21 protein-coding genes are annotated in these 24,337 nt (G+C 70.0%); 8 read left to right on the top strand and 13 right to left on the bottom strand.

The window, feature by feature from the left end; all coding sequences use genetic code 11:
- Positions 1 to 212: 212 nt before the first annotated feature.
- Positions 213 to 1,649, bottom strand: a complete 1,437-nt coding sequence (locus QO011_RS01340; protein WP_307266660.1) for an outer membrane protein — start codon at positions 1,647 to 1,649, stop codon at positions 213 to 215.
- Positions 1,650 to 2,014: 365 nt separating this feature from the next.
- On the opposite strand from QO011_RS01340, the gene QO011_RS01335 reads away from it, so the two are divergent.
- Complete coding sequence (locus QO011_RS01335) at positions 2,015 to 3,133, top strand: tetratricopeptide repeat protein (protein ID WP_307266659.1); 1,119 nt, start codon at positions 2,015 to 2,017, stop codon at positions 3,131 to 3,133.
- 45 nt (positions 3,134 to 3,178) lie between these two features.
- Here the strand turns inward: QO011_RS01335 and QO011_RS01330 are convergent, their stop codons facing one another.
- From QO011_RS01330 to QO011_RS01320, 3 genes are read right to left on the bottom strand one after another with little or no spacing between them, the layout of a single operon-like run.
- On the bottom strand, positions 3,179 to 4,486 hold the full coding sequence (locus QO011_RS01330) for an O-antigen ligase family protein (protein ID WP_307266657.1): 1,308 nt from the start codon (positions 4,484 to 4,486) through the stop codon (positions 3,179 to 3,181).
- Positions 4,483 to 5,469, bottom strand: a complete 987-nt coding sequence (locus tag QO011_RS01325) for a glycosyltransferase family 2 protein (RefSeq protein ID WP_307266655.1) — start codon at positions 5,467 to 5,469, stop codon at positions 4,483 to 4,485. The genes QO011_RS01330 and QO011_RS01325 overlap by 4 nt, the downstream gene beginning before the upstream one ends.
- A gap of 36 nt (positions 5,470 to 5,505) precedes the next feature.
- Positions 5,506 to 6,267: a WecB/TagA/CpsF family glycosyltransferase gene (locus QO011_RS01320; RefSeq protein WP_307269179.1), complete on the bottom strand. Its 762-nt coding sequence runs from the start codon at positions 6,265 to 6,267 to the stop codon at positions 5,506 to 5,508.
- Between the two features lie 443 nt (positions 6,268 to 6,710).
- On the opposite strand from QO011_RS01320, the gene QO011_RS01315 reads away from it, so the two are divergent.
- The 7 genes from QO011_RS01315 (at position 6,711) to QO011_RS01285 (ending at position 15,727) form a co-directional block, all read left to right on the top strand.
- Positions 6,711 to 6,956: an acyl carrier protein gene (locus tag QO011_RS01315; protein ID WP_307266653.1), complete on the top strand. Its 246-nt coding sequence runs from the start codon at positions 6,711 to 6,713 to the stop codon at positions 6,954 to 6,956.
- Between the two features lie 14 nt (positions 6,957 to 6,970).
- The gene (locus QO011_RS01310) at positions 6,971 to 8,161 is read left to right on the top strand and encodes an acyl-CoA dehydrogenase family protein (protein ID WP_307266651.1); all 1,191 of its coding nucleotides are present in this window, start codon (positions 6,971 to 6,973) and stop codon (positions 8,159 to 8,161) included.
- A gap of 5 nt (positions 8,162 to 8,166) precedes the next feature.
- Positions 8,167 to 9,099, top strand: coding sequence for an amino acid--[acyl-carrier-protein] ligase (locus QO011_RS01305; protein WP_307266650.1), 933 nt, complete (start codon positions 8,167 to 8,169; stop codon positions 9,097 to 9,099).
- 3 nt (positions 9,100 to 9,102) lie between these two features.
- Entirely contained in the window at positions 9,103 to 10,092 is a 990-nt protein-coding gene (locus tag QO011_RS01300; protein ID WP_307266648.1) for a DUF1839 family protein, read from the top strand.
- Between the two features lie 49 nt (positions 10,093 to 10,141).
- Positions 10,142 to 12,658 carry a glycosyl hydrolase 2 galactose-binding domain-containing protein gene (locus QO011_RS01295; protein WP_307266646.1) on the top strand — a complete coding sequence of 839 codons (2,517 nt, stop codon included), beginning with the start codon at positions 10,142 to 10,144 and terminating at the stop codon, positions 12,656 to 12,658.
- Between the two features lie 121 nt (positions 12,659 to 12,779).
- Positions 12,780 to 14,198 carry a mannose-1-phosphate guanylyltransferase/mannose-6-phosphate isomerase gene (locus QO011_RS01290; protein ID WP_307266644.1) on the top strand — a complete coding sequence of 473 codons (1,419 nt, stop codon included), beginning with the start codon at positions 12,780 to 12,782 and terminating at the stop codon, positions 14,196 to 14,198.
- On the top strand, positions 14,195 to 15,727 hold the full coding sequence (locus tag QO011_RS01285) for a phosphomannomutase/phosphoglucomutase (protein WP_307266642.1): 1,533 nt from the start codon (positions 14,195 to 14,197) through the stop codon (positions 15,725 to 15,727). Before QO011_RS01290 ends, QO011_RS01285 begins: the two co-directional genes overlap by 4 nt.
- A gap of 364 nt (positions 15,728 to 16,091) precedes the next feature.
- Here the strand turns inward: QO011_RS01285 and QO011_RS01280 are convergent, their stop codons facing one another.
- From QO011_RS01280 to QO011_RS01240, 9 genes are all read right to left on the bottom strand, one after another.
- On the bottom strand, positions 16,092 to 17,447 hold the full coding sequence (locus QO011_RS01280; protein WP_307266640.1) for a glycosyltransferase family 2 protein: 1,356 nt from the start codon (positions 17,445 to 17,447) through the stop codon (positions 16,092 to 16,094).
- A 128-nt stretch (positions 17,448 to 17,575) separates the two neighbouring features.
- On the bottom strand, positions 17,576 to 18,826 hold the full coding sequence (locus tag QO011_RS01275; RefSeq protein ID WP_307266639.1) for a glycosyltransferase family 2 protein: 1,251 nt from the start codon (positions 18,824 to 18,826) through the stop codon (positions 17,576 to 17,578).
- Positions 18,823 to 19,959: a glycosyltransferase gene (locus QO011_RS01270; protein WP_307266638.1), complete on the bottom strand. Its 1,137-nt coding sequence runs from the start codon at positions 19,957 to 19,959 to the stop codon at positions 18,823 to 18,825. Before QO011_RS01270 ends, QO011_RS01275 begins: the two co-directional genes overlap by 4 nt.
- A gap of 21 nt (positions 19,960 to 19,980) precedes the next feature.
- On the bottom strand, positions 19,981 to 20,784 hold the full coding sequence (locus QO011_RS01265) for an SDR family NAD(P)-dependent oxidoreductase (RefSeq protein WP_307266636.1): 804 nt from the start codon (positions 20,782 to 20,784) through the stop codon (positions 19,981 to 19,983).
- On the bottom strand, positions 20,781 to 21,179 hold the full coding sequence (locus QO011_RS01260) for a MaoC family dehydratase (RefSeq protein ID WP_307266635.1): 399 nt from the start codon (positions 21,177 to 21,179) through the stop codon (positions 20,781 to 20,783). The genes QO011_RS01265 and QO011_RS01260 overlap by 4 nt, the downstream gene beginning before the upstream one ends.
- Before the next feature lies 1 nt (position 21,180).
- The gene (locus QO011_RS01255; protein ID WP_307266634.1) at positions 21,181 to 21,591 is read right to left on the bottom strand and encodes a hypothetical protein; all 411 of its coding nucleotides are present in this window, start codon (positions 21,589 to 21,591) and stop codon (positions 21,181 to 21,183) included.
- A complete protein-coding gene (locus QO011_RS01250) occupies positions 21,588 to 22,805 on the bottom strand; it encodes a beta-ketoacyl-[acyl-carrier-protein] synthase family protein (protein WP_307266633.1) in 1,218 nt (405 codons plus the stop codon). Before QO011_RS01250 ends, QO011_RS01255 begins: the two co-directional genes overlap by 4 nt.
- Positions 22,806 to 23,090 carry an acyl carrier protein gene (locus QO011_RS01245; protein WP_307266631.1) on the bottom strand — a complete coding sequence of 95 codons (285 nt, stop codon included), beginning with the start codon at positions 23,088 to 23,090 and terminating at the stop codon, positions 22,806 to 22,808.
- Between the two features lie 17 nt (positions 23,091 to 23,107).
- Positions 23,108 to 24,280 (bottom strand): GNAT family N-acetyltransferase, encoded by a 1,173-nt coding sequence (locus QO011_RS01240; RefSeq protein WP_307266630.1) that lies wholly within the window; start codon positions 24,278 to 24,280, stop codon positions 23,108 to 23,110.
- Between the last annotated feature and the right edge of the window lie 57 nt (positions 24,281 to 24,337).

Genomic DNA, 24,337 nt, shown 5'->3' with positions numbered 1-24,337 from the left:
GGAGGAAGAAGCGTCAATTCTATAAAATGACCGATACCTATGCGGCACCAGGGATCGAGCTGGAAAGCCGACTCCATCGACCCAACTCCGAGGGAGGTTGGCGGAGGCCGCGCTGCCTGCGCCATCAAGCCTTCACCTCTTGGCGGCAGCAAAAAAAGATCGGAAAAGCGTATTTCTCCGCCTATCTCAAGAACAGATGCGAAGACGCCTGCTCAGAACCTGTAGTTGACGCCGAGATCCACCGAGCTGAAGTCCGGCGTCTCGTCGGTCGTCACTGGCAGGTCATGGTAGAGTCCCTGGATGTTTCCCTCGAGGTGCTCCTTGCCGAAATTCACATACTTGTATTCGAGCTTCGCCGACCAATTGTCCATGAAGGCGTATTCGATGCCGGCACCTGCGGTCCACCCGACCCGCGTATCATCGTTCCTCAGATCGAAGCGGCCAAACGGGCCGGCAGCCGACACGAGATAGTCGACGCCGCCGACGGCCAGGCCCCCCGTGCCGTAGACGAGGAGCCTGTCCCATGCGAAGCCGGCGCGCGGGCGAAGCGTGCCGAACCAGTCGATGTTGGACTTGCCGGTCTCGGTGCTGGCCTGGCCCAGGAACCTGATATCGCGATGGATCCTGTCGGAAACGCCGGATCCTTGCATATCGCCTTCGACGCCGACGACGAACGAGCCCATCTGGTAGTTGTAGCCGGCCTGAAGGCCGCCGAATGCACCGCTGTCTTCGAACTTGCCGGCATCGTCGATGTTAGGAACGCCCGTATTGGGCACCTGCAAGCCGACCTGGTCCTGGCCGCCGAAACCATAGCCGAGGTTGGCGCCGGCATAGAGACCGGTCCAGCTGAACGCGTCGGGCGGCTCGCCCGCCTCGGCCGGGTGGGCCATGGGCATGCCGCCGAACCTGTAGTTGAGGCCGACGGACACCGACTGGAAGTCCGGCGTCTCATCGGTCGTCACGATGAGCCCGTTCTGCCGCCCTGCAACGTAGTTCTTGCCGAAATTGACATATTTGTACTCGAGCTTTGCCGACCAGTTGTCCATGAAGGCGTATTCGATGCCGGCGCCTGCCGTCCATCCGACCTGTGTGTCGTCGCTCTTCAGATCGGTACGACCAAACACAGAGTCAGCCGACACGCGATAGTCGATGCCGCCGAAAGCCAGGCCTCCCGTGCCGTAGAGGAGGACCCTGTCCCAGGCGAAGCCGATCCGCGGACGAACCGTGCCGAACCAGTCGACCCTGGACCTGCCGATCACGGTGTCGCGCTCGTTCAGGAGTATGAGATGGCTGCGAATCATGTCCGAGATGCCGGATCCCTGGATGTCGGCTTCAAAGCCGAAGACGAACGAGCCTAGCTGGTAGTTGAAGCCGGCCTGAACGCCGCCGAACACGCCGCTGTCCTCGAGCGTCCCGACGTCGTTGGCTTTGCGGCCCTCATACGGGACGTCCAGGCCGACCCTGTCGTGGCCGCCGAAGCCGTAGCCGACATTGTCGCCGATATAGAAGCCGGTCCAGTTGAACGCATAGGGGATCGGCGCGGCCGGCTCAGCTGGAGCCGCGCCGAGGTCGGCGGCATGTGCCGTTGCCATGCTGCCGAGGAGCGCCAGTGCCGCAATGCCCGGCGGAGGGAGCTTCAGGGGGTTCATCGAATCGACCGTCCATCCTGAGTTGAAATTGAAAGCTTGAAGAGCCCCCGAAGCTCGCTTTCAGCCACCCCTGACACGACACTCAGCACGTCTGAAACGGATATCATCATTGGTCTGCGACAGCGAGGCCGTCCGCCTCGGAAGGCGGGGCAAACTTTCGGCACGCGGTTCCCTTGCAGGGATCATCGGAGACGACGAGCTTTGCGTGCCGGCGCTGGGGGCAGGCTCAATCGTTGCGCTCGCTCGGGTGTCGAGGCTGGACTTTGGCGTGACGGCACACCCATGCTAGGCGTCTGGTGGGCCGAGGCGCCGGTGGCGCTTGGGCGATGTTCCGTCATGCCGTAAGGCCGCCACTGGATCTGCAGATGTTCGATATCAAAGCGTCCTATGCCGACGGCACGGCCTACGTGCAGAAGCGCCTCAACGACCGTTATTTCCTCGACTACATCGAGGGCAACGGCACGCTGATCATCACCTTCAACGCCTTCGGAACGATCAACGAGAAGACCATTCGAACCGAGGAGCCCTGGGGCTTCAAGTTCATCGCCAGGCACGGCCTGTCCATCCTCGGCATCAAGCCGCTGACGGCGGAGTGGTACCGGGGGCCGGACCTGCACGCGTTCCTGCGCTCGGCCGAGTTTGCCCGCTTCGTCGCCGGCTTCGACCGCGTCATTCTCTACGGCACCTCGATGGGCGCCTTCGCGGCGCTGGTGTTCTCCGATGCCGTGCCGAACGCGGACGTGCTGGCCCTCAACCCGCAGACGACGCTGGACCGTCGCATCGTCCCCTGGGAATGGCGCTGGAAGGGCGGCCAGGCGCAGGACTGGAACGGCGACTTCAACGACGCCGCCATCTTCTCGCGGAAGGCGAGGCGGGTCTTCGTCACCTATGATCCGTTCTTCCGGCTGGACCGGCTGCACGCCGAGCGTCTGCCGAAGGAGAACGTGACGCGCGTGCTCGTGCCGCTGGTTGGTCATTCCACGACGATCTGGCTGACGAAGATGGGCCTGCTGAAAGGCCTCTTCCTCGATGTCCTGAACGGAACGTTCGACACGCACGTCTTCAGGGAGAGGGTCAGGAAGCGCCGCAGCTTCGCCCATTACTATGTCGAGCTCGCGCGGCACGCAGCCACGCGACGCCCGGGCCTGCGCCAATGGAGCCTCGATCGCGCCACCGAATTGGGACAGGAGGATCCGTCGGTCTTCCTCGACATGGCCGTCCTGCACATGGCCGATCACAAACCTGAGGCTGCGCAGGAAGCCCTGCTGCGGTTCATCGACCTCAGGCCGAAATATCCGCACGGCTACTACCAGATGAGCCAGATCCTGCGGCGGCAGAAGCGCTTCGAGGAGGCGGTGGCCTTCGGCGAGATGGCGCTGGCGATCAGCCCCAAGAACGCCACCTACCAGCAGTGGATGGAGACGCTCGCCGATCTCGCCAAGACAGGACCGGATGTTTCGGTTCCGGCCGCGTCCCTGGCCTGAGACCCTGCCTGTGGAGATGCCGCGGGACCCGCTGCGCCGCCGCCCTCACCCCCGCCCCTTCAGCCGGTGGCACGCCGCCATCCGCAGGCCGAGCACCGCGAAGAGGAAGGTCACCCAGATGGCGTTGGCCAGCAGGAACAGGAAGGTCTCCACCGCCGAGAGATAGAGGCCGAACAGCCAGATCTGCAGCAGCATCAGGGTGAGGGCGGGGTCGGCGCCGCGGCGCTCGGCGGTGAAGAAGTCGCGCATCGGCATGGCGACGAACACGACCAGCACCAGAGCCAGGCCCGGCAGGCCCATGTTCACCACCATGTCGAGATAGCCGTTATGGGCGTGGGCGGCGGTGCCGGCCCAGCCGTCCTCGTCGGAGCCGAAGCGCGTCGCCTCGGTGTTCCAGAAGGCCTGGAAGCCGTAGCCGGTGGCCAGGTGCCCGTGCAGCTTGTCGACCGCGAATTCCCAGATGTCGGTGCGGCCGGTGAAGGAGGCGTCGACCGGCAGGGCCTTGGTGAAGCCGGCCAGCGCCGGCACCAGCACGCTGCCGATGCCGACGGTCAGCAGCAGGGCGAGCGGCGCCAGGGCGAGGGCGACGCGCAGGGGGCGGCTGCGCATCCGCTCCCAGGCGAGGCCGACGAAGAAGCTCGCAACCACCAGCATCAGCGCGCTCTTGCCGCCGGCATTGAGCACGAACAGCGCCGCGGCGAGGGCGATCGCCGTGCCGGCGAGGCGCAGGCCGCTGCGGGCGACGAACAGGCCGATGAACACCAGCAGCGAGAACACCGCCGCCGCATCGTTCTTGTGGCCGAAGACGCCGCGCCAGTCGCCGGCGAGCTGGGGCTCGAGCGTGTCCGTCGCCTGGTGGATGGTGAGTTCCGGCGCCAGCAGCATGCCGCCATAGGAGAGCAGGAGCACGATGCCGGCCGCCGCCGCCAGGAGGGTGGCGAGTTCGCGCTGGTCGCGCGGCATCAGCCAGAGGCAGGCGGTCAGCGTCACCAGGATGGTGGTGAGGGCGAGCGCCCTTATCGAGGCGGAGGGGTCCTGCGAGAGCAGCGAGGTGACGGCGAGCCAGCCGCCGAGCGCCAGGACCGGCAGCGGCCTCAGGCAGGGCAGGAGATGGCGCAGCCGCGGGCCGGCCAGCGCCGCCGCGCCGGCCGCCAGGGCGGCGAAGGCGACGTACATCATCGCCTTGTTGCCCGAGCTGACGGCGAGCAGGCCGCTCGACTGCAGGCTCTGGAACGGCGTCAGCGTCACCCAGGCGAGGACGAAGGCGGCGACGAACACCGCGCCGCGCAGCAGCGCCAGGCCGTCGGCCGGGTGGGCCGCGGCGGGGGCCGGAAGATCGGCCGCGCCGCTCATCGCGCCCGGTACTGCTCGGTCTCGACGCCGAGGCTGGCCAGGATGCGCCCGAACGCGACGACGACGTGGTGGCTGGCCGGGAACAGGCCGCGGCCATGGGCGAGGTCGCGCGCGGCGCGCGTCAGGCTCACCGGCAGCAGCGCCGCATTCTTGGCGCCGACGCGCAGGCGCTGGGCGAGCGTCGCGGCGCCGCGCCGGTCGATGAGATAGTTGATGGCGCCGATCCTCAGGCTCCGGCGCAGGATCCAGCCCGTCGTCGTGCGCGTGGCGGGAACCGTCTCGCGGATATGGGCGGAGCTTTCCCAGTGGAAGCTGAGGCCGGCGCGGCGGCAGCGGGTGAAGAAATCGGTGTCGCCGCCGCCGAGGAAGTTGAAGCGGGTGTCGAACGCCGGCTCGGCCAGGCGGGCCAGGGCCGACCGGCGGATCAGGAAGTTGCCGCTGCCGTAGATCATCGGCACCGGGCCGGATTCGGCGAAGGCCGGCCGGAACACCGGATGGGCGGCGACGCGCGGCGGCACCGCCCCGGCGAAGACCGGCCAGACCGGGCCGCCGACCACGTCGGCGCCGTGGCGCTCGGCGGCGTCGACCAGGCGCTGCAGCCAGAAGGGCGAGGCGATCTCGTCGTCGTCGATCATCAGGAGATAGCGCGCCTGCGGGTAGTGGGCCAGGGCCGCGGCGAGGGCGGCGTTGATGGCGTGGCAGTTGCCCTGGCGCGGCTCGGTCAGCGCCAGGCCCTCCAGGCTGCCCGCGGCAAAGGCGGCCTCAGCCGTCGCCAGGCCTTCGCGGCCGGCAGCGTCATTGTCGACCACGACGATGGCGAAGGGCGTCGCCGCCTGCTGGCGGGCGAGGGAGTCCAGCGTCGCCGCCAGCATGGCGGGGCGGCGGAAGGTCGGGATCATCACCACGGCCGAGACCGGGCCGGCCGCGACGGCCGGCGCAGGCGCGGCGCGCTGCGGCAGGATGCTGGACATGACGGCGCTCATCAGGACTCCGGAGGCAGTCCGCGCGGGACGTGGCGCCTATTGCGACCGCCGGATGATATGCACCAGGGCTTTCGGATTGGTGACCAGATAGCGCCAGAACAGGCGGCGCGGCTCCAGCCAGGTGCGGTAGGCCCATTCCAGCCCGACCTTCTGCATCCAGCGCGGCGCGCGCGAATTGGTGCCGGACAGGAAGTTGAACAGGCCGCCGCTGGTCTTGATCATGCCGACATTCCGGAGCCGCGACGACCAGGCGACGACGAAGGCCTGCTCGCGCGGCACGCCGAGGGCGAGCCAGAGGATGTCGGGGGCGAGCGCGTCGATCTCCTCGATCTTGCGGGCGAGCTCCTCGCCGCGCAGGAAGCCGTGCGAGCGTCCGGCGATGCGCAGCCGCGGGAAGCGCTCGCGCACCGTCGCCACCGCCTTGCGGTTCTCCTCCTCGGTGGCGCCGAAGAAATAGAAGGACAGGCCCTCGCGGCTGGCGGCGGCGGCCATCGGCTCGAACAGGTCCGTGGTCGCCACGCGCTCGGGCAGCGGCTGGTCGCACAGGATGCGCGAGGCCATCACCAGGGGTTGGCCGTCGGCGTTGATCATGTCGGCCTGGTCGAACAGCGTGGCGATGGCGGGGTCGTCATGGTAGCGCGACACCACCTCGCCATTGGCCGAGGTGAGGTAGAGCGGGCGATAGCCGCGCGGCCGCTCCCTGGCGGCGCGCAGCATCATCGCTACGGTCTCGCCGATGCTCAGCGCCGCGATCGGCATGCCGCCGATGGTCACGGTGGGAAAGGCGCCGGCGAACATCGGTTCGAACCGCTGCGGCGCCTGCCACAAAGCTTCGTCCTCGCTGAGGAACATCGACGAATCTCCCATCGGGCTGCCGCGTGTCCGTAAAGTCAATTGCTCGAATTTTAACAATTGACGAGGTCCTGGCACGGAGCGTGATGCCTGTGCTGTATGGTTGGCTAACACGGCCCGACATAATTAGAATTTAAAGTGTTCTCTCCTAATGGGTTAATATGCATTAATCATTGTTCCATTGGAGTTTGTATGAATTTCCTGCAAGGGTTCGTTATCCATTTCGAAATTTGTCTTCGGGATTTTAAACGGTCATTATCCAGTTCTGCGCCAAATCCTTCCCGCAACGTCATGAAGGTCCGTCACCCGCCCGACCGGGCGTGCGCTGCGGATCGCAAGAGCAGAGCCGGTGCCGACGCCGCATGCGTCAGGGCCGGACGGAGAGCGCCATGCAGGATCGCATCAGAGAGATTTTGGCCAGCGTCGCGCCGTTGGCGGTCCCGATCGACACGCTGTCGGACCAGGCCGACCTCTACGACGCCGGCCTCACCTCCTTCGCCTCGGTGCAGCTGATGCTGGCGCTGGAATCGGCGTTCGACGTCGAGTTCCCGGAGCACATGCTGACGCGCCGGACCTTCTCGTCCATCGCGGCGATCGCCGGCTCGATCGCCGAGCTGGCGCCCGAGCACGCCTGAGAGCGGAGGAGACCATGGCCGCCGTCGCCGAAGCCTCGCCGCTCCTCGAGCCCGCGTCCCGGCGCATGCAGCGCGTCGCCACCGAGGTGGCGCAGCGGCATGCCGGAGACGTCGACGCCCGGGCGCGCTTTCCCGCCGAGACCGTGACGGCGCTGAAGCAGGAACGCCTGCTCGGGGCGATGGTGCCGGCGCATCTGGGCGGCGAGGGCGCCTCGCTGGCCGAGATCGCCGACCTCTGCGCCACGCTGGCCCAGGGCTGCGGCTCCAGCGCCATGGTCTTTGCCATGCACCAGATCAAGCTGACCAGCCTGATCTCGCACGGCCTCGGCAGCGAATGGCACCGCGCCTTCGCCCGCGAGATCGCGGCGCGCCAGCTGCTGATCGCCTCCTCCACCACGGAGGCCGGCATCGGTGGCGACCTGCGCAACTCGATCTGCGCGGTGGAGACGGAAGGCGGCCGCTTTCGCCTGGTGAAGGAGGCGCCGGTCATCTCCTACGGCGCCCACGCCGACACCATCCTCGTCACCGCCCGCAAGGGGCCGGAGGCGGCGAGCTCGGACCAGGTGCTGGTCTGCGTGCGCAAGGCCGACTACACCCTGGAGCGCACCGGTGGCTGGGACACGCTCGGCATGCGCGGCACCTGCTCGGAGGGCTTCAAGCTCTCCTGCGAGGGCTCCGTCGAGCAGATCATCCCAAAACCCTTCTCCGAGATCGCGGCGCAGTCGATGCTGGCGACCTCGCATATTCTGTGGAGCAGCGTCTGGTTCGGCATCGCCACCGACGCCATGGCCAGGGCGCAGGCCTTCGTGCGCGCCGCCGCCCGCCGCCAGCCCGGCGTCACGCCGCCCGGCGCCTTGCGCCTGGCGGAGGGGACGACGAAGCTGCATGCTCTCAAGGCGCTGATCAAGAGCGCCCTTGCCCGCTTCGAGGCGGCCAAGGCCAGCGAGGACGCGCTCTCCTCCATCGGCTTCGCGGTGGAGATGAACAACCTCAAGGTCACGGTCTCCACCGTGGCGGCCGAGGTGGTGCAGACGGCGCTCATGATCACCGGCATCGCCGGCTACAAGAACGACACGCCCTTCTCCGTCGCCCGCAACCTGCGCGACGTGCTCTCCGCCGCGATCATGATCTCCAACGATCGCATCCTCACCAACACCTCGAACCTGCTCCTGGTGAGCCGCTTCGACTCGAGCCTCGCGGATTGACGGCCATGAACGCTCCCTTCAAGGCGCCCACCACCAAGGCGGTCGACTTCCTCGACGGCCTGTTCGACGCCGGCCTCTTGATGCGCACCGGCGTGGACGGCGTCTACGGCCGCGCCGGCATCTTCGAGGAGGTGATCGACCGCTTCGAGGCGCTGGTCACCAGGGCTGCCGTCGGCGACGGGGCGACGCGGATCCACTTCCCGCCGGGCATGCCGCGGCGCATGCTGGAGAAGAGCGGCTATCTGAAGAGCTTTCCGCAGCTCGCCGGCTGCGTGCATTCCTTCATGGGCAACGAGCGCGACCATGCCCAGCTCCTCGCCATGCTGGAGAAGGGCGAGGACTGGACGGAGCTGCAGCAGGCCACCGAGGTCGTGCTGACCCCGGCAGCCTGCTATCCGCTCTATCCCACCGTGGCCGCGCAGGGGCCGCTCAAGCCCGCCGGCGCCCTCTTCGATCTGAAATCCTATTGCTTCCGGCACGAGCCCTCGCAGGACCCGGCCCGCATGCAGCTCTTCCGCATGCGCGAGTTCGTGCGCCTCGGCACGGCCGAGCAGGTGACCGCCTTCCGCCAGAGCTGGCTCGATCGCGGCGAGAGGCTGATCGCCGCGCTCGGCCTGCCCTGCGTCGTCGACCTCGCCAACGACCCGTTCTTCGGCCGGGCCGGCAAGATGCTGGCCAACAACCAGCGCGACCAGGGGCTGAAGTTCGAGCTGCTCATTCCGGTGGCGAGCGACGACAAGCCGACGGCGTGCCTGTCCTTCAACTACCACCAGGACCATTTCGGCTCGCTGTGGGGCCTCCAGTTCGAAGACGGCGAGATCGCCCATTCGGCCTGCGTCGGCTTCGGCCTGGAGCGCACGGCACTGGCGCTGTTCCGCCATCACGGCACCGATGTCGAGGCGTGGCCGGACGAAGTCCGCTCGCTGCTCTGGGCCTGAGCCATGCCAGTCGTCTTTCCCGGCCTGGAGCCGCAGACCTATCGCCGCCATGCGCTGCACGACCATGCGCGCCATTGGCCCGAGACCAATTGCTATGTCGACCTGTGGATCGAGCTGCTCTCGGCCTCAGGGCACGACCCGACGGCGGTGATGGGCTTCACCCTGGCCCAGGACTTCGAGGGTGACCAGTTCACCTTCTTCAAGATGCCGGCCGCCGACCTCGCGCGGCTCTATGGCGTCGAGGTGCTGGAACTGTCGATCTTCGACCGGCTGGAGAGCCATGTCGTCGAGCAGGTTTCACGCGGGCGCCTGCCGCTGGTCGAGGTCGATGCCTATTTCTTGCCCGACACGCGCGGGGTCACCTATCGCACCGAGCATTCCAAGACGACGATCGGCGTCAACCGCATCGATCCCGCGGCGCGCGTCCTCGGCTATTTCCACAATGCCGGCTATTTCGCGCTGGAGGGCGAAGATTACGACGCCGTCCTGCGTCCGGAGACATCAGGCGGGCTGCCGCTGTTCCCCTATGTCGAATTCGTCAAGTTCGGCGCGGCCGCGCCCTCGCGCGACCTCCTCGGCGATGCGCGGGCGCTGTTCGAGCACCACCTCGCCCGGCGCCCGACCGGCAATCCGCTCAAGGCCTGGCGCGCCGCCTTCGACGCCCATGCCGCCGACCTCGCGACCCGCCCGCCCTGCTATTTCCACGCCTATGCCTTCAACACGCTGCGTCAGGTCGGCGCCAATTTCGAGCTGCTGGCGAGCCATCTCGCCTGGCTGGCGGAGCGCGGGGAGGCCGGCCTCGCCGGTCCGCGCGCGGCCGCGGCCGGCATCGCCGAGACGGCCAAGGCGATGCAGTTCAAGCTCGCCCGCGCCATGGCGCGCAAGAGCTTCGACGGGCTGGGACCGCTGATCGACACCATGGCGCGGAGCCATGACGAGCTGTTCGGCCTCATCGGCGAACGGTCGGCCGGAGAGAGATCCGCCGCGGCCTGAGCCGGCGGGCCCCACCCGGATGTTGCGTATGGCGTTGGAGCCTCCCGGCATGGCGGCAGATCGGACCTCGACCTCTCCGGCGGCTGCGACGGCGTTGACGGAAGGCTGGGAGCTGGCGCTGTCGGCGCCCGGCGCTTTCGCGCGGCCGGGCGAGAGCGGCGGGGCGGAGTGGTTGCCGGCGATCGTGCCGGGCACTGCCGCCCAGGCGCTGGCGGCGGCCGGGCGCTGGCGCCTCGACCGGCCGGAGCCGCTGCACGACAAGGACGTCTGGTATCGCACCCGGATCGCCGGCCAGGGCCGCCATCTCCTGCGCTTCCACGGGCTTGCGACCATCGCCGAGGTCTGGCTCGACGACGAGCTGCTGCTGACCTCGCGCAGCATGTTCGAGGCGCAGGAGGTGGCGGTCGAGCTTTCGGGCGAGCACCGCCTCTGCCTCGCCTTCCGCAGCCTCGAGGCCGCCCTGGTGACGCTCGCCGGCCCGCGGGCCCGCTGGAAGCCGCGCATGATCCCGGACCAGCGCCTCAGGCTGGTGCGCACCACCCTGCTCGGCCACATGCCGGGCTGGTGCCCGCCGGTGCACGCGGTCGGCCCCTGGCGGCCGGTGGAGCTGATCGACGCCGGCACCCCTCGCATCGTGCAGCGCCGGCTCCATGCCGGGCTCGACGGCGAGGATGGCCTCCTCGAGGTGTCGCTCGTCCTCTCCGGATGGGATGGCGAGGCGCCGGCTGAGATTGCCTGCGGCGGGCAGGCGGCGACGCTGCAGCCCGAGGGCGGCGGGCGCTTCACCGGCACGCTGCGCATCCCCGCCGTGGAGCGCTGGTGGCCGCACACGGTCGGCGAGCCCCGTCTCCACGCCGCCGAGCTGCGGGTGGGAGGCGCGCGCTTCGACCTCGGCCGCGTCGGCTTCCGCACGCTCGCCCTCGACCGCGACGCGGACGGGCAAGGCTTCGCGCTCGTCGTCAACGGCGTGCGCGTGTTCTGCGGCGGCGCCTGCTGGACGCCGCCCGACATCGTCGGCCTGCCCGGCACGCGCGCGGCCTATGCCGACGCCCTGGCTACGGTCAGGGCGGCCAATGTCACCATGCTGCGCATCGGCGGCACCATGACCTACGAGGCGCCGGCCTTCTTCGAGCTCTGCGACGAGCTCGGCATCCTGGTGTGGCAGGAGGCCATGCTGGCCAATTTCGACTATCCCGCCGACGAGGCCTTCCTCGCCGCGGTGCGGCGCGAGATCGCCGGCCTGCTCGACGGCATCGGCGCTTCGCCCTCACTGGCGGTGCTGTGCGGCGGCAGCGAAGTGTTCCAGCAGGCGGCCATGCTCGGCCTGCCGGCCGGGCGCTGGTCGAGCCCGCTGTTCGACGCGCTGCTGCCGGAGGTCCTGGCCGAGCGCCGGCCGGACGCGATCTATGTGCCGTCCTCGCCCTCGGGCGGCGTGCTGCCCTTCGTCGCGAGCGGCGGCCCCACCCACTATTACGGCGTCGGCGCCTATTGCCGGCCGCTGGAGGACGCGCGCCGCGCCGATGTGCGCTTTGCTTCCGAATGCCTCGCCTTCGCCAACGTGCCGGAGGACGCCTCGCTGCGCAGCCTGCCCGTGCCGGCGGTGCACCATCCCGGCTGGAAGGAGCGCACGCCGCGCGATGCCGGCGCCTCCTGGGATTTCGAGGACGTCCGTGACCACTACCTCGCCGAGCTCTGGGGCGTCGATGCCCGCCGCCTCAGGCTGGAGGACCCGGAGCGCTATCTGGAGCTGTCGCGCGCCGTGACGGCGGAGGTGACGGAGCGCACCATCGACGAATGGCGGCGGCCGGCCTCGCGCACCGCAGGAGCCCTGGTCTGGTTCTGGAAGGACCTGTGGCTGGGCGCCGGCTGGGGCGCGATCGATGCGCTCGGGCGGCCCAAGTCGGTCTGGCACGCGCTCGGCCGGGCGCTGGCGCCGCTGCGCCTGACGATCTCGGACGAGGGCGTCAACGGGCTCGTGGCGCATGTCGTCAATGCCGGTCCGCGGCCGGTCGCCGGGCGGCTGGTGCTGGAGTGCCTGCGCGAGGGCGCCATTCCCGTCGTCGCGGGTCGCCGCGCGGTCGAGGTCGGGCCGCATGGCGGGCTCTCCCTCGGTGCCTTCGAGCTCATCGGCGCCTTCTTCGACGCCGGCCATGCCTATCGCTTCGGCCCCTGCGCTCATGACGTGGTGACGGCGCGACTCGAATCGGTAGCCGGCGAAGTTCTGGCCGAGGCCTTCCACCTGATGCCGCAGGCCCGCATCGGCCGGCATCGCGCCGACATCGTTCTCGCGGTGGAGCGTGACGACCAGGGCTGGTTGCTGCGGCTGAGCGCCGCACGCACGCTGCTGTTCGTCACTGTTACCGACGAAACATTCGCGACCGCCGAAAACGGCTTCCATCTCGCGCCGAAGCGCGAAAAGTCGATCAGGCTGCGCGCCCTTCCCGGCTTCGACCCGAATCGCCTTCCCAAGGGAGAGGTGCGGGCCGTCAACATCATCGGCGCGACGCGATATGAACAGGCCGCTTCGGCAGCACCGGCCCGCGAAGACCACCCGCGGCAACCATAATCGGATGTGCCCGGCGGGCGGGCGTCACGTTACGGGTTGCCCGCGCTCTTGTTGCGGTGCAATGTAACACGGTTCTTACGTCGATGTCCGATTGCTATCGTCCATTTCAGAGCGGGTGAGTATGAACATCATTGTTCCCCTGATCGTCTGCGGCGGTTCCGGGACCAGGCTCTGGCCGTCGTCCCGTGCCAGCCGTCCGAAGCAATTCCTGCCCCTGTTCGGTGATTTCTCGACGTTCCAGGAGACCCTGCGCCGGGCTTCGGCCCAGGGCCTGTTCGGGCGGCCGGTGATCGTCACCAACCGCGACCACCGCTTCCTCGTCGACGAGCAGCTCGGCGGCATCGGCATGGAGGCGGACGTGCTGCTGGAGCCGGAGGCCCGCGATTCCGGCCCGGCCATCCTGGCGGGCGCCCGCTTCATCGCCGAGCGCGACGGCGACAGCGCCGTGGCGCTCTCGCTCGCCGCCGACCACATGGTGCGCGACGTCGGCGCCTTCGTCGCCTCCTGCCGCACGGCGCTGGCCGTGGCGCAGGCCGGCCATATCGCCACCTTCGGCATCACGCCCGACCACCCCGCCACCGGCTTCGGCTATATCGAGCCCGGCGACGTGCTGTCCCACGGCGGCTTCCTGGTGAAGCGCTTCGTCGAGAAGCCCGATGCGGAGACCGCGGCGCGCTATCTGCGCGAGGGCTTCTACTGGAACGCCGGCAACTTCATGTTCCAGGCCGGCGTGCTCTGCCGCGAATACGAGACGTTCGAGCCGGCCACCGCCACGGCCGTGGCCGCCGCCGTCGTCGGCGCCGTGCGGGACCGGCACGTCCTGCATATCGACGCCGAGGCCTTTGCCGGCGCGGGCAAGCGCTCCATCGACTATGCCGTCATGGAGAAGACCCGGCGCATCGCCGTGGTCCCCGCCACCTTCGACTGGTCGGACGTCGGCTCGTGGAGCGCGGTGCGCGACCTCACCGAGCAGGACGAGACGGGCAACGCCGCCCGCGGCAAGGCGGTGTTCATCGACGCCCGCTCGAACTTCGTCTCGACCGACGGCCCGCTGGTCGCCGTCGTCGGGCTCGACGACCTCGCGGTCATCGCCACGGACGACGCCATCATGGTGACGCGGCGCGAGGATTCGGCCGGGGTCAAGGCGCTGGTCGAGACGCTGAAGGCGAGCCACGCGCATCTGACGCTCGAGCACCGGCAGGCGCTCCGGCCCTGGGGCAGCTTCCGCTCCCTCGACCAGGGCGCGCGCCACCAGGTCAAGAGCATCGTGGTCAAGCCGGGCGAGCGCCTGTCGCTGCAGAAGCACCATCACCGCTCCGAGCACTGGATCGTGGTGCGCGGCACCGCCACGGTGACCATCGGCGGGCAGGTCAAGACCGTGCATGAGAACGAATCCGTCTTCATCCCGGCCGGAGCGGTGCATCGGCTGGAAAATCCCGGCAAGATCGAACTGGAGGTCATCGAAGTGCAGAACGGCAGCTATCTCGGCGAGGACGACATCATCCGCATCGAAGACGTCTACAACCGGGCCGCGTCGTGACTGCTTCCTTCTTTCCCAAGCCGGCGTCCGCGCTGGCGCCGAACACGGCTGCGTTCGAATCCACCCCGCTGGTCAAGCCGACGGGCTTTCGCGAATATGATGCGCGCTGGTGGTTCGGCCACCCCGCCTCCAAGGTGCCGCCCGAGCTCAACCTGATGGGCGTCCAGGCGCTCGGCATGGGCCTCGGCACGCTGCTCGGCGAGCTCGGCCGCCCGCGCGAGGTGGTGACCGGCCACGATTTCCGCAGCTATTCCTCCGCCATCAAGCAGGCGCTGACCAGCGGCCTGATGGCGGCTGGCTGCACGGTGCACGATATCGGCCTCGCCTTGTCGCCGATGGCCTATTTCGCCCAGTTCGCGCTCGACGTGCCGGCCGTGGCGATGGTGACGGCCTCGCACAACGACAATGGCTGGACCGGCGTGAAGATGGGCTGCGACCGGCCCGTCACCTTCGGCCCGGAGGAGATGGGACGGCTGAAGGAGATCGTCCTCGCCGGCGCCTATGATCTCAGGGGCGGCGGTGCCTACCGCTTCCACGAGGGCTTCCCCGAACGCTATATCGCCGACCTCACCGACCGGCCGAAGCTCACGCGCAAGCTCAAGGTGGTGGCGGCCTGCGGCAACGGCACGGCCGGCGCCTTCGCGCCGCAGATCCTCGAAGCGCTGGGCTGCGAGGTGGTCCGGCTCGACTGCGAGCTCGACTTCACCTTCCCGCGCTACAATCCCAACCCCGAGGACATGGCGATGCTGCACGCCATCGCCGCGGCGGTGCGCGAGCACAAGGCGGATGTCGGGCTCGGCTTCGACGGCGACGGCGACCGCTGCGGCGTGGTCGACGACGAGGGCGAGGAGATCTTCGCCGACAAGATCGGCGTGATGCTGGCGCGCGATCTCTCCTCGCTGCATCCCGGCGCGACCTTCGTGGTCGACGTCAAGTCGACCGGCCTCTACCAGACCGATCCGGTGCTGGCCGAGCGGCGCGTCGTCACCGACTACTGGAAGACCGGCCATTCCTACATCAAGCGGCGGGTGCGCGACCTCAAGGCCCTGGCGGGCTTCGAGAAGTCCGGCCATTTCTTCTTCAACGCTCCCGTAGGCCGCGGCTATGACGACGGCATGGTGACCGGCATCGCGGTGCTCGACATGCTCGACCGCAACCCCGGCAGGAGCATGGCCGACCTCTACCGCGCCCTGCCCAAGACCTACGGCTCGCCGACCATGTCGCCCCATTGCGGCGACGAGGTGAAGTACGGCGTGATCGAGCGCATCATCGCGCGCATCCACGCCAAGCAGGCGGAGGGCGAGACGATGGCCGGCAACCGCATCGTCGACCTCATCACCGTCAACGGCGTGCGCATCGTCACGGAGGACGGCACCTGGGGCCTGGTGCGCGCCTCCTCCAACAAGCCCGAGCTGGTCGTGGTGGTGGAAAGCCCGGTGTCCGAGGACAAGAAGCGGGCGATGTTCCACGACCTCGATGCCGTGATCCGGGAGAACCCGGAAGTCGGGGCCTACAATCAGACGATCTGAGGGGCAGCCCCGAGAGGGCATCTGCAGATAAGCGCACTGCGCTTTCTGCCGTCATGGTCGGATCAAGTCCCATAGGCGCTAAGATAAGAACGCAGTAGCCAGTTGGGCGCGACGTCGATCAATCCCCTCCCCCTTGTGGGGAGGGGTTAGGGGTGGGGGTCCATCAGGATATGTCGAGACTTATGCCCACGACCCCCACCCTTTATCCCTCCCCACAAGGGGGAGGGAGGGCACAGGCGTCGTGCAAATCTTACAAAGGCGCGTCACGCACAGCGCGATATTTGCCTCCCGGCAGACCTTATCTTAGCGCCTATGGGATCAAGTCCGGCCATGACGGGCCGCCTCACTTATCCCCGTAAGACGCCTACGGCGGTCCCGGCTGCGGTGCATGGGCGTCGCCGGGGCTGCCGGGGTTCCTGATCGCGTTCTTGGGCGTGCGCACGAAGTCGCTGCGCTTGCGGAAGATCGCCTCGCGCTGGGCCGCGCCGACCGTGCCGCCCAGCGCGGAGAGCTTGCGCGACACGCCGACGAAGTCGCCGAGGAAGCGCCCGAGGCGTGCGGCGGCGGGGCGCAGCGAGCGCCGGCCGGCCCACAGGAAGGCGAACAGCATGACATAGCCGACCACCAGCTGGGCGATCAGCAGCAGGCCGAGCGAGCCGAACAGCGACGGGTTGAGCACGATCGCGACGACGCCGGTCGGCAGCGCCAGCGCCCAGGAGGGCCCCGACCACCACACGCCGAGATGCAGCAGGACGGCGAGCCGCGTGCGCAGGGGCAGCGTCCGGTCGGCGAGGATCGGGCCGAGCGTCCGGATGGTCACTTCGCCGAAGCCCTTGGCCCAGCGGCGCTGCTGCGTCTTCCACACCGGCATGGTGTCGGGCAGCTCGCCAGGAACCGGCACGGTCATCAGGAAGCGGCCCCGCCAGCCCAGGCGCCAGGCGCGGTAGGAGAGGTCGAGGTCCTCGGCCAGGGTGTCGCCGTGCCAGCCGCCGGCTTGCTCGATCGCCTCGCGCCGCCACACCCCGCAGGTGCCGTTGAAGGGCAGGGGATGGCCGGCCCAGCTGCGCGTCGCCTGCTCGATGGCGAGATGCGCGTCGAGCAGCACCGCCTGGGCCCGGGTCAGCGCGTTGGCGTCGGCGTTGAGATAGTCGAAGCGTGCCTGGATGAAGCCGAGCTGCGGCTCGGCCAGGAGGCAGGCCATGGTCCGGCGCAGGAAGTCCGGCGCCGGCACGTAGTCGACGTCGAGGATGGCGAAATAGCCGTGCGGCGTCAGGCCCATGGCATTGGCGAGGGCGCCGGCCTTGAACTCCGAGCGGTCGGTGCGGTGGATCAGCGCGACGTCGAAGCCGCGGGCGCGGCAGGCCTCGACCTCGGCGCGGGCGATGGCGACGGAATCGTCGGTCGAATCGTCGAGCACCTGGATGTGCAGCTTGTCCTGCGGCCAGTCGAGCGCGGTCGCCGCGGCCAGGGCGCGGGCGACCATGGTGCCTTCGTTGAAGGTCGGGATCTGCACCACGACGTCGGGCAGGTCCGGGTCGGGCGGCAGCGGCCGGGCCAGCCGCGCGGCTTCGTCGGCGAGGCCGGCGCGCCTGAGCCGCCAGTGCAGCCCGAGCAGGCACAGGGTGGCGACCGTCGAGCCGAAGGTGACCGCCCAGCCGACGACGGACAGGGCGGCCAGGGCCAGGCCCGTCCAGGCCAGGATCACGAACACGATCGACATGCCAACCCGCTTTCATCCCCCGTCGAGGCCTGTCCCGAGGGGGACGCGCGGTCCGGACGGCATCCTCGCCGGCGACGCTGCCGCCGGCCGGTGCTGCCGCGCCGTCGCGGAAAGCCGCCCCGGGCCCCTCACGATCCGGACTTGGGGGTCCGGACGAAATCCTGCCTGCCCCGGAAGGCCGCCGCGACGATCGCGGCGGAATTTGCCGCCGCGAGATAGGCGAACAGCGGCGGCAGCGAGGCGAGGACGACCGCGTAGCGGAAGACCCCGCCTCCGCGCAAGCGCCGATGGGCCGGCCAGGTCAGGAGGACGGCGAAAAACACCGTCAGCGCCGCAGCGGCGAGCAGGATCGCCGCATGCCCGGCGCCGAAGCCGCGGATCGTCCCGTCGAGGCAGAAGGCGACGGCGGCGACGACCAGGCAGGGAAAGGCCGCCTGCAGGCAGACGAGCTGGGTGGCGGCGAGCCGGGCCGGCAGCGGCCAGCCCGCCGTCCAGATCCGCGGCAGGCTCTTCACCGCAACCTGCACGAAGCCCTTCGACCAGCGCTGCTGCTGCACGCGCCAGCTCGCTGCGTCGGCCGGCGCCTCGCAGAGCACGGGCGGGGCGAGGACCAGCCTGGCGCGCCAGCCGCGGGCGAAGGCGCGGATGGCGAGGTCGAGGTCCTCGGCCAGGGTGTCCGCCGACCAGCCGCCGGCATCCGCGATCGCGGCGCGGCGCCACATCCCGGCCGTGCCGTTGAACTGGATCGGACCGCCGAGGGCGAGGCGCCCGGGCTGCTCCAGGAGGAAATGGGCGTCGACGGTGAGCTGCTGGACGCGCGTCATCCAGTTCTGCTCGCGGTTGGCGAACTCGAAGCGGAACTGCACGAAGGCGGCGCCGGGGTCCTGCTCCAGCGCGGCGACGGCGCGGCGCAGCCAGTCGCGAGGCGGGCGGAAATCCGCGTCGAGGACGGCGACGAAGGCGGCGTCGCTGCGGGCGAGCCCGGCCGCCAGGGCACCGGCCTTGAAGCCGTCGCGCCCGGACCGGGTGAGATGCTCGATCGCGATGCCTTTTTCCGCGAGCGCGGCGATGGCCGCGCCGGCGACGGTGCCGGTGTCGTCGGTGGAATCGTCGAGCAGCTGGATGGTCAGCCGGTCACGCGGCCAGTCCAGCGCCGCAGCCGCCGCCAGCGCGCCGGCCACCGAGGCCGGCTCGTTGTAGACGGGCACCTGCACCAGCAACTTCGGCGCGTCGGCGGGATCGGGCTGCGGCGGCTCGGCGGCCTCGAGCGGGGCGGCATCCGGCTCGGCGCGCCGGGCGAGGAGGAGATGCTGGGTCGCCAGCGCCAGCAGGACGAGCGCGGCGAGAGCTCCCGCCGCCTCGACGAGAGCCGGGATCATGGAGCCGGGTGATGCCCGGGCGCGAAGCGGACGCGCGGCTCCAGCGGTTCTTCTTCCCCGCGGCGGCGGAAGGGCAGCACCGACCACCACAGGCCGGGCAGGACGAGCTCGCGGGCCAGGATGGCCAGCGGCATCACCGGCGTGACCGGCCACCGCTTGATCAGGGCGAGGGCGGTCTCCACCACCAGCCAGGCGGCGAGCGTCGCGCCGACCATCGTCCAGGGAGAGAGCCCGAAGGCCGGCGCCGCCAATGCGCCGGCGATGCAGCCGGCCGCAGCACCGACGAAAAGCTCCGCGAAATAGGCGGCGGGCGCCTCCTGCCGGCGGCACAGGATCCAGCGCCGGTGCCGTTCGAGGAAGGCCTTGAGGCTTCTGCGGCCGAGCGCCTGGTCGACGGTCGTGTCCGCGAAGGCGGTGCGCAGGCCGATGGCGCGCATCGCCTTGGCGAGGGCGTGATCGTCGGCGATGGAGGCCGCCATGGCCTCGACGCCCTTTGCCTTGGCGAGATCGCCGCGCTCCACCAGCATGGCGGCGCCGATGCCGATATCGAGGCGCAGGGCCGAGGCGGCCAGCAGGAAGCGGGCGCCGTGGGTGTTGATCACCGCCTGCTCGACGTCGGCGACGAAGCCGGCTGCGTCGGTCGCGACCGGCACGGCGCAGACCAGGCCGACGCCCGGGCCGTGCGAGCGCATCATCGAGCGCAGCGTTCCGGGGGCGAGCCGGGTGCCGGCGTCCTTGAGCAGCACGTGATCGTAGCTTGCCGTGGCGATGGGATCGATCAGGTTGGCGACCTTGGGATTGATGGCGCCGGGCTGCGACCGGGTGCGCCGCACCACCACCGGGCAGGTCGTCGCCGCCTGCAGCACTGTCGTGATGGCGGACGAGCTCTCCTCCGCAGCCGAGAAGGTCACGTCGAAGGCGGGGTAGCGCTGGGCGAAGATCGAATGCGTCGCCGCAGCCAGGCCCGGCAGGTCCCTCTTCAGCGGCACCAGCACCGAGATCGGCGGCATCTGGGCATTGCGGGCCCGGCGGCGGGCGAGGACGGGCTGCACCAGCGCCAGGATCGCCGAGCCGACCAGGACGGCGATGATCGCGCACCACCAGAGCGCGGCGAGGTCGAAGACGATGGTCATGCCGCCGTCGCTCCGCAGATGTCACACGTCATGGATTGTGCTCCCCCGTTCCGCCGTCTCTGGAACCTCGATGCCCGGTCGGTCAAGAATGCCGTCGCCGAGGCGATGAGGCAAGCAGCCGAGCAGCCGCAGCCCGATATAGAGCGGCAGCGGGAAGGCGATCATCGCCTTGCGCCGGTCGAGGCCGCGCCGGATGATGGCCGCAGCGCGCTCGGCGCTCACTTGCAGCGGGCGCGGCGCGACGATGTCGCGGTTGAGCGGTGTCGCCACGAAGCCGGGCGCGACGATGCTGACGGCGATGCCCTGGCGGCGAAGCCTCGGGCGGATGCCCTCTGCATAAGCGTGCACGGCGGCCTTGGCGGCGGAATAGGCGGGAGAGGAGGGCAGCCCGCGCAGGGCGCCGAGCGAGCCGATCACCGCGACGTGGCCGCTCCGGCGCGCCAGCATCGGCGCCAGCAGCGGCTCGACGGTGTTGATGACGCCGACGAGGTCGACGGCGAGGACGGCGCGGACGGCCTCGGGCGTCTCCAGCGCACGGCCGACGCCGAGGCCGGACGTGATGCCGGCACCCGCGACGACGAGGTCGATCGGCTGCTCGCCGTCCCAGGCAAGGATCCGGCGGCCGAGCCCATCGCGGTCACGCACGTCGACCAGGGCCGTGGCGACGCCGGCGCCGGCGGCGCGGCAGAGGCCGGCGATCTCGTCCATGCGCCCGGCGTCGCGGCCGACCAACCGCAGGGCGGTCTGCGGCCCGGCATAGGCCAGCGCCAGGGCCCGGCCGATGCCGCTGGTCGCGCCGGTGATCAGGATGGTGCGCGCCGTCACGGTACCGCCGGAACCAGCGTCGCCTCGCCGACGCTGGCGAGGGCCCCGGAGCCGTCGCGCAGGAACAGCCGCATCACGGCGCCGGCCGCGTCGACCTTGACGATCCGCCCCGAGATCTCGACGCTGTCGCCGACGGCCACCGGCGCCAGGAAGCGCGTCGACAGGGCGGTGATCGCGACGCCCGGGCGCGACCGGCTGACCGCCTCGTGCATGAAGGCGACGAGCTGCATGCCGGGCACCGGCGCGGCCTCCAGGCCGGCGCGCCGCGCCGCCGCGGCATCGACATGGATGGGGTTGCGGTCGCCGGAAGCCTGCGCGAAGGCCTCGACGCGGCCGGCCGTGATCGGGCCGATGCGCAGCGGCGCCAGCATCTCTCCCGGTGCGAAGGCGGCCATATCAGGGCTCCGGGCGGGCGAAGAGCCGGTAGGAGGCGGCGAACTCGGCCGCGACCTCGCCGCCCAGCGTCTGCACCACGGCCTCGATGACGAAGGCGTCGGGATCGGCGGCATCGCCGCGCCGGTCGATCTCGAACCTGTAGGTCTCGCCGATGCGCAGGGCCTGGCGGTAGGAAAAGCGCTGGGCGGTGAGCACCGGCGCCTTGCCCTCGCCGCCGACGCCGGCCACCGCGGCCTGGGCTCTCGGATGCCACAGCCAGACTGCGGGGAAGGTCGCGGGGACCCGGTCCGGTTCCGGCGCCTCGCCGTCGATCGCCGTGGCCCGGGCATAGGCGGCGACCTCGTGCGGCTCGATCCGCGCCTCGATCGGTCCGATATGCAGATGCGCCACCCGTTCCGACGCGTCCGTCACGTGCCCTCGACCCTGCCCAGCACCAGCGAGGCGTTGATACCACCGAACGCGAAGGAGTTCGACATGGCGATGCCGATCGGGTGCGGCCGCGCCGCGCCGGGCACGCAGTCGAGCTCGCAGCGCGGGTCGGGCGTGGTCCAGTTGAGGGTCGGCGGCACGATGCCGGCCGCGAGGGCCGCCAGCGTCACCGCCAGCTCGATCGCGCCGGCTGCGCCGAGGGCATGGCCGTGCACCGGCTTGGTGGAGGAGACCGGCAGGGCGGCGAGCCGCTCGCCGAAGACCTCGCGCAGGGCCGCCGTCTCGGCCGCGTCGTTGGCGATGGTGCCGGTGCCGTGGGCGTTGACATAGTCGACGGCACCGGCGGCAAGGCCGGCATCGGCGAGCGCGGCCGCCATGGCTGCCGCCGCCCCGCCGGGATCGGGGCGGACGATGTCGCCGGCATCGCTGGAGGTGCCGTAGCCGAGGAGCTCGGCCAGCGGCCGGGCGCCACGACGCGCCGCGGTCTCCTCATCCTCCAGGACGAAGATCCCCGCGCCCTCGCCGAGGGTCATGCCGTTGCGGTCCCTGGAGAAGGGGCGGCAGAGGTCCGGGGAGAGCACGCGCAGCGCCTCCCAGCTCTTCATGCCCGAGGCGGTGATGCAGGCCTCCGCGCCGCCGACGACGGCGCGCTCGACCAGGCCGGCGCGCACCATGTGGGCGCCGAGGCCGATCGCCTGCGCGCCGGAGGCGCAGGCGCTGGAGACGGCGAAGGAGGGCCCCTGCGCTCCGATGCGGGCGCTGATCTGGGAGGCGGCGGCGTTGGGCATCAGCCGCGGCACGCTCCAGGGGTCGATGCGCTGGCCGGTGACATAGGCGTTGTGGATGCCGGCCTCGATGGTCTCCGCCCCGCCGATGCCGGTGCCGACGATCACCGCCGTGCGCGGGCCGAGGCGTTCGCCGGCGGGCAGGCCGGCCTGCGCCAGCGCCTCGGCGGCGGCGACCAGGGCGAACTGGGTGAAGCGGTCGCAGAAGGGCAGGACGGCCGCATCGATATGGGCGGCGGGGTCGAAATGCTCGAGGCGGGCGGCGATGCGCACATTGCTCTTCAGCGGCCGGGCGAGGTCGAGCGGACGGACGGCGCTGACGCCGTCGCGCGCCGCATGCCAGAGGGCCGGCAGGCCCAGGCCCGCGGCGGTGACCGCGCCGCAGCCGGTGACCAGAACGCGTCGGCCCATCTATTTCTGCTCGGTGGCGATGCGCTGGATCACGCCGTCGATGAACGATTGCAGGTCCTTGGCCTCGGCGATCGAGCCGTCCATCGGGATGTAGACGTCGAACTTCTCCTCCACCGCGGTGAGAATCATCACGATGTCGATCGACTTCAATCCGAGCGTCTCGAAGGTCGCGTCCGGCGTGACCTTTTCTCGCTCCACCATGCCCTCGGACACGATCAGATCGACCACCTGCTGGTAGACTTGCTGCGGGTTGGCGAGAATCTCGTCTTTGGATAGCGTCGGCATGGTGTCTCAGGGGGCTCCTATCCCCGCGCCGCGGCTCCTTGCATGGCCTGAGCCGTCGCGATCGTCTTTTCGAACACGCCGAAACGGCGCGTGAATGTGGCGCCGAGCCACTGAACGACGCTCGTCATCGCATAGTTGTCATCGAGAATCCAACCGCATTCCACTTGGCTCACGCCCGTGCGCTCGGCGCGGCGCATCAATTCGTCGACCAGAATCAGGGCGATGCCGGCGCCCGACACCGATCCGACCACGCGGGCGGCGACGCCGAACAGCACGCCCCGCCCGCCGGTGAAGCGCCCGCGCCAGGCGCGCCAGCCGAGCCTGGCCCAGCCGAGCGGCGAGGGCGCGCCGCCGAGGTCGCCGGCGATCTCGAACAGGTTCGGCAGGAACAGGGCGAAGCCGACGAGCTCGCCCTCTCTCTCGACGAAGACGCCGAACTCCGGCCGGAGCAGCGGGCGGAAGGCACGGATCATCGCCGCCATCTCGACCGCCGACACCGGCACGAAGCCCCAATTGCCGGCCCAGGAGGCGTTGAACAGCTGCCGGGCCGCCTCCGCATCCTCGTCGAGCCGGTCCATGCGCATGTCGCGGACGGCAAAGCCGGCGCGCCGCCGCTCCAGGCCGAGCGCCTTGAGGCGGCCGGCGAGGTCGCCGGTGCTGTTGTCGAAGGCATAGGAGTTGAGCGTCTTGACCAGGCGATAGCCTGCCGCCTCGACATGGGCGGCGAGATAGTGGGGATGCCAGGGCATCATCACCATGGGCGGGCGGTCCTGCCCCTCCAGCAGCAGGCCGGATTCGCCGTTGATCGACAACAGGAAGGGGCCGCGGGCGATGCGCCTGCCCTTGCCGGCGAGCCAGGCCTCGGCGGTGGCGAGGAGATCGGCGACCAGCGCAGGGTCGTCGGCGGCGTCGAGGCAGCCGAAGCAACCGACCCCCTCGTGCATCGGGCCGGTGGCGAGGTGGTCGATCTGGGCCGAGATCCGGCCGATCGTGCGCCCCTCGCGCCGGGCGATCCAGTAGGCGGCCTCGCCGTGGGTGTGGAAGGCGCCGACCTTGGGATCGAGGAACTGGCGCCGGTCATGGTCGAGGGGCGGGACGTAGGACGGCTCGGCCGCATAGAGCCGGCGCGGCAGGGTGATGAAGGCGCGGAACTCGGCGGCCGTCGAGACTGGCGTGATGGTCGGCGGCATTCCTGGCTCCGCGGCGTGGACGGGCCGGCCCCGGGGCTGCGCCCAACCATGCGCGCG

It is taken from the genome of Labrys wisconsinensis (genome assembly GCF_030814995.1).
In the GTDB taxonomy this organism is placed as follows: domain Bacteria; phylum Pseudomonadota; class Alphaproteobacteria; order Rhizobiales; family Labraceae; genus Labrys; species Labrys wisconsinensis.
This window is presented reverse-complemented; position numbering and strand designations above follow the sequence as displayed.

What these genes read in the sequence shown, in the direction of transcription:
- QO011_RS01280 (WP_307266640.1), bottom strand. Translation starts at nt 17,447, where the DNA reads ATGTCGATCGTGTTCGTGATCCTGGCCTGGACGGGCCTGGCCCTGGCC.
- QO011_RS01320 (WP_307269179.1), bottom strand. Translation starts at nt 6,267, where the DNA reads ATGTTCGCCGGCGCCTTTCCCACCGTGACCATCGGCGGCATGCCGATC.
- QO011_RS01275 (WP_307266639.1), bottom strand. Translation starts at nt 18,826, where the DNA reads ATGATCCCGGCTCTCGTCGAGGCGGCGGGAGCTCTCGCCGCGCTCGTC.
- QO011_RS01250 (WP_307266633.1), bottom strand. Translation starts at nt 22,805, where the DNA reads ATGGGCCGACGCGTTCTGGTCACCGGCTGCGGCGCGGTCACCGCCGCG.
- QO011_RS01310 (WP_307266651.1), top strand. Translation starts at nt 6,971, where the DNA reads ATGGCCGCCGTCGCCGAAGCCTCGCCGCTCCTCGAGCCCGCGTCCCGG.
- QO011_RS01325 (WP_307266655.1), bottom strand. Translation starts at nt 5,469, where the DNA reads ATGAGCGCCGTCATGTCCAGCATCCTGCCGCAGCGCGCCGCGCCTGCG.
- QO011_RS01340 (WP_307266660.1), bottom strand. Translation starts at nt 1,649, where the DNA reads ATGAACCCCCTGAAGCTCCCTCCGCCGGGCATTGCGGCACTGGCGCTC.
- QO011_RS01335 (WP_307266659.1), top strand. Translation starts at nt 2,015, where the DNA reads ATGTTCGATATCAAAGCGTCCTATGCCGACGGCACGGCCTACGTGCAG.
- QO011_RS01245 (WP_307266631.1), bottom strand. Translation starts at nt 23,090, where the DNA reads ATGCCGACGCTATCCAAAGACGAGATTCTCGCCAACCCGCAGCAAGTC.
- QO011_RS01290 (WP_307266644.1), top strand. Translation starts at nt 12,780, where the DNA reads ATGAACATCATTGTTCCCCTGATCGTCTGCGGCGGTTCCGGGACCAGG.
- QO011_RS01260 (WP_307266635.1), bottom strand. Translation starts at nt 21,179, where the DNA reads ATGGCCGCCTTCGCACCGGGAGAGATGCTGGCGCCGCTGCGCATCGGC.
- QO011_RS01300 (WP_307266648.1), top strand. Translation starts at nt 9,103, where the DNA reads ATGCCAGTCGTCTTTCCCGGCCTGGAGCCGCAGACCTATCGCCGCCAT.
- QO011_RS01305 (WP_307266650.1), top strand. Translation starts at nt 8,167, where the DNA reads ATGAACGCTCCCTTCAAGGCGCCCACCACCAAGGCGGTCGACTTCCTC.
- QO011_RS01315 (WP_307266653.1), top strand. Translation starts at nt 6,711, where the DNA reads ATGCAGGATCGCATCAGAGAGATTTTGGCCAGCGTCGCGCCGTTGGCG.
- QO011_RS01270 (WP_307266638.1), bottom strand. Translation starts at nt 19,959, where the DNA reads ATGACCATCGTCTTCGACCTCGCCGCGCTCTGGTGGTGCGCGATCATC.
- QO011_RS01240 (WP_307266630.1), bottom strand. Translation starts at nt 24,280, where the DNA reads ATGCCGCCGACCATCACGCCAGTCTCGACGGCCGCCGAGTTCCGCGCC.
- QO011_RS01295 (WP_307266646.1), top strand. Translation starts at nt 10,142, where the DNA reads ATGGCGGCAGATCGGACCTCGACCTCTCCGGCGGCTGCGACGGCGTTG.
- QO011_RS01330 (WP_307266657.1), bottom strand. Translation starts at nt 4,486, where the DNA reads ATGAGCGGCGCGGCCGATCTTCCGGCCCCCGCCGCGGCCCACCCGGCC.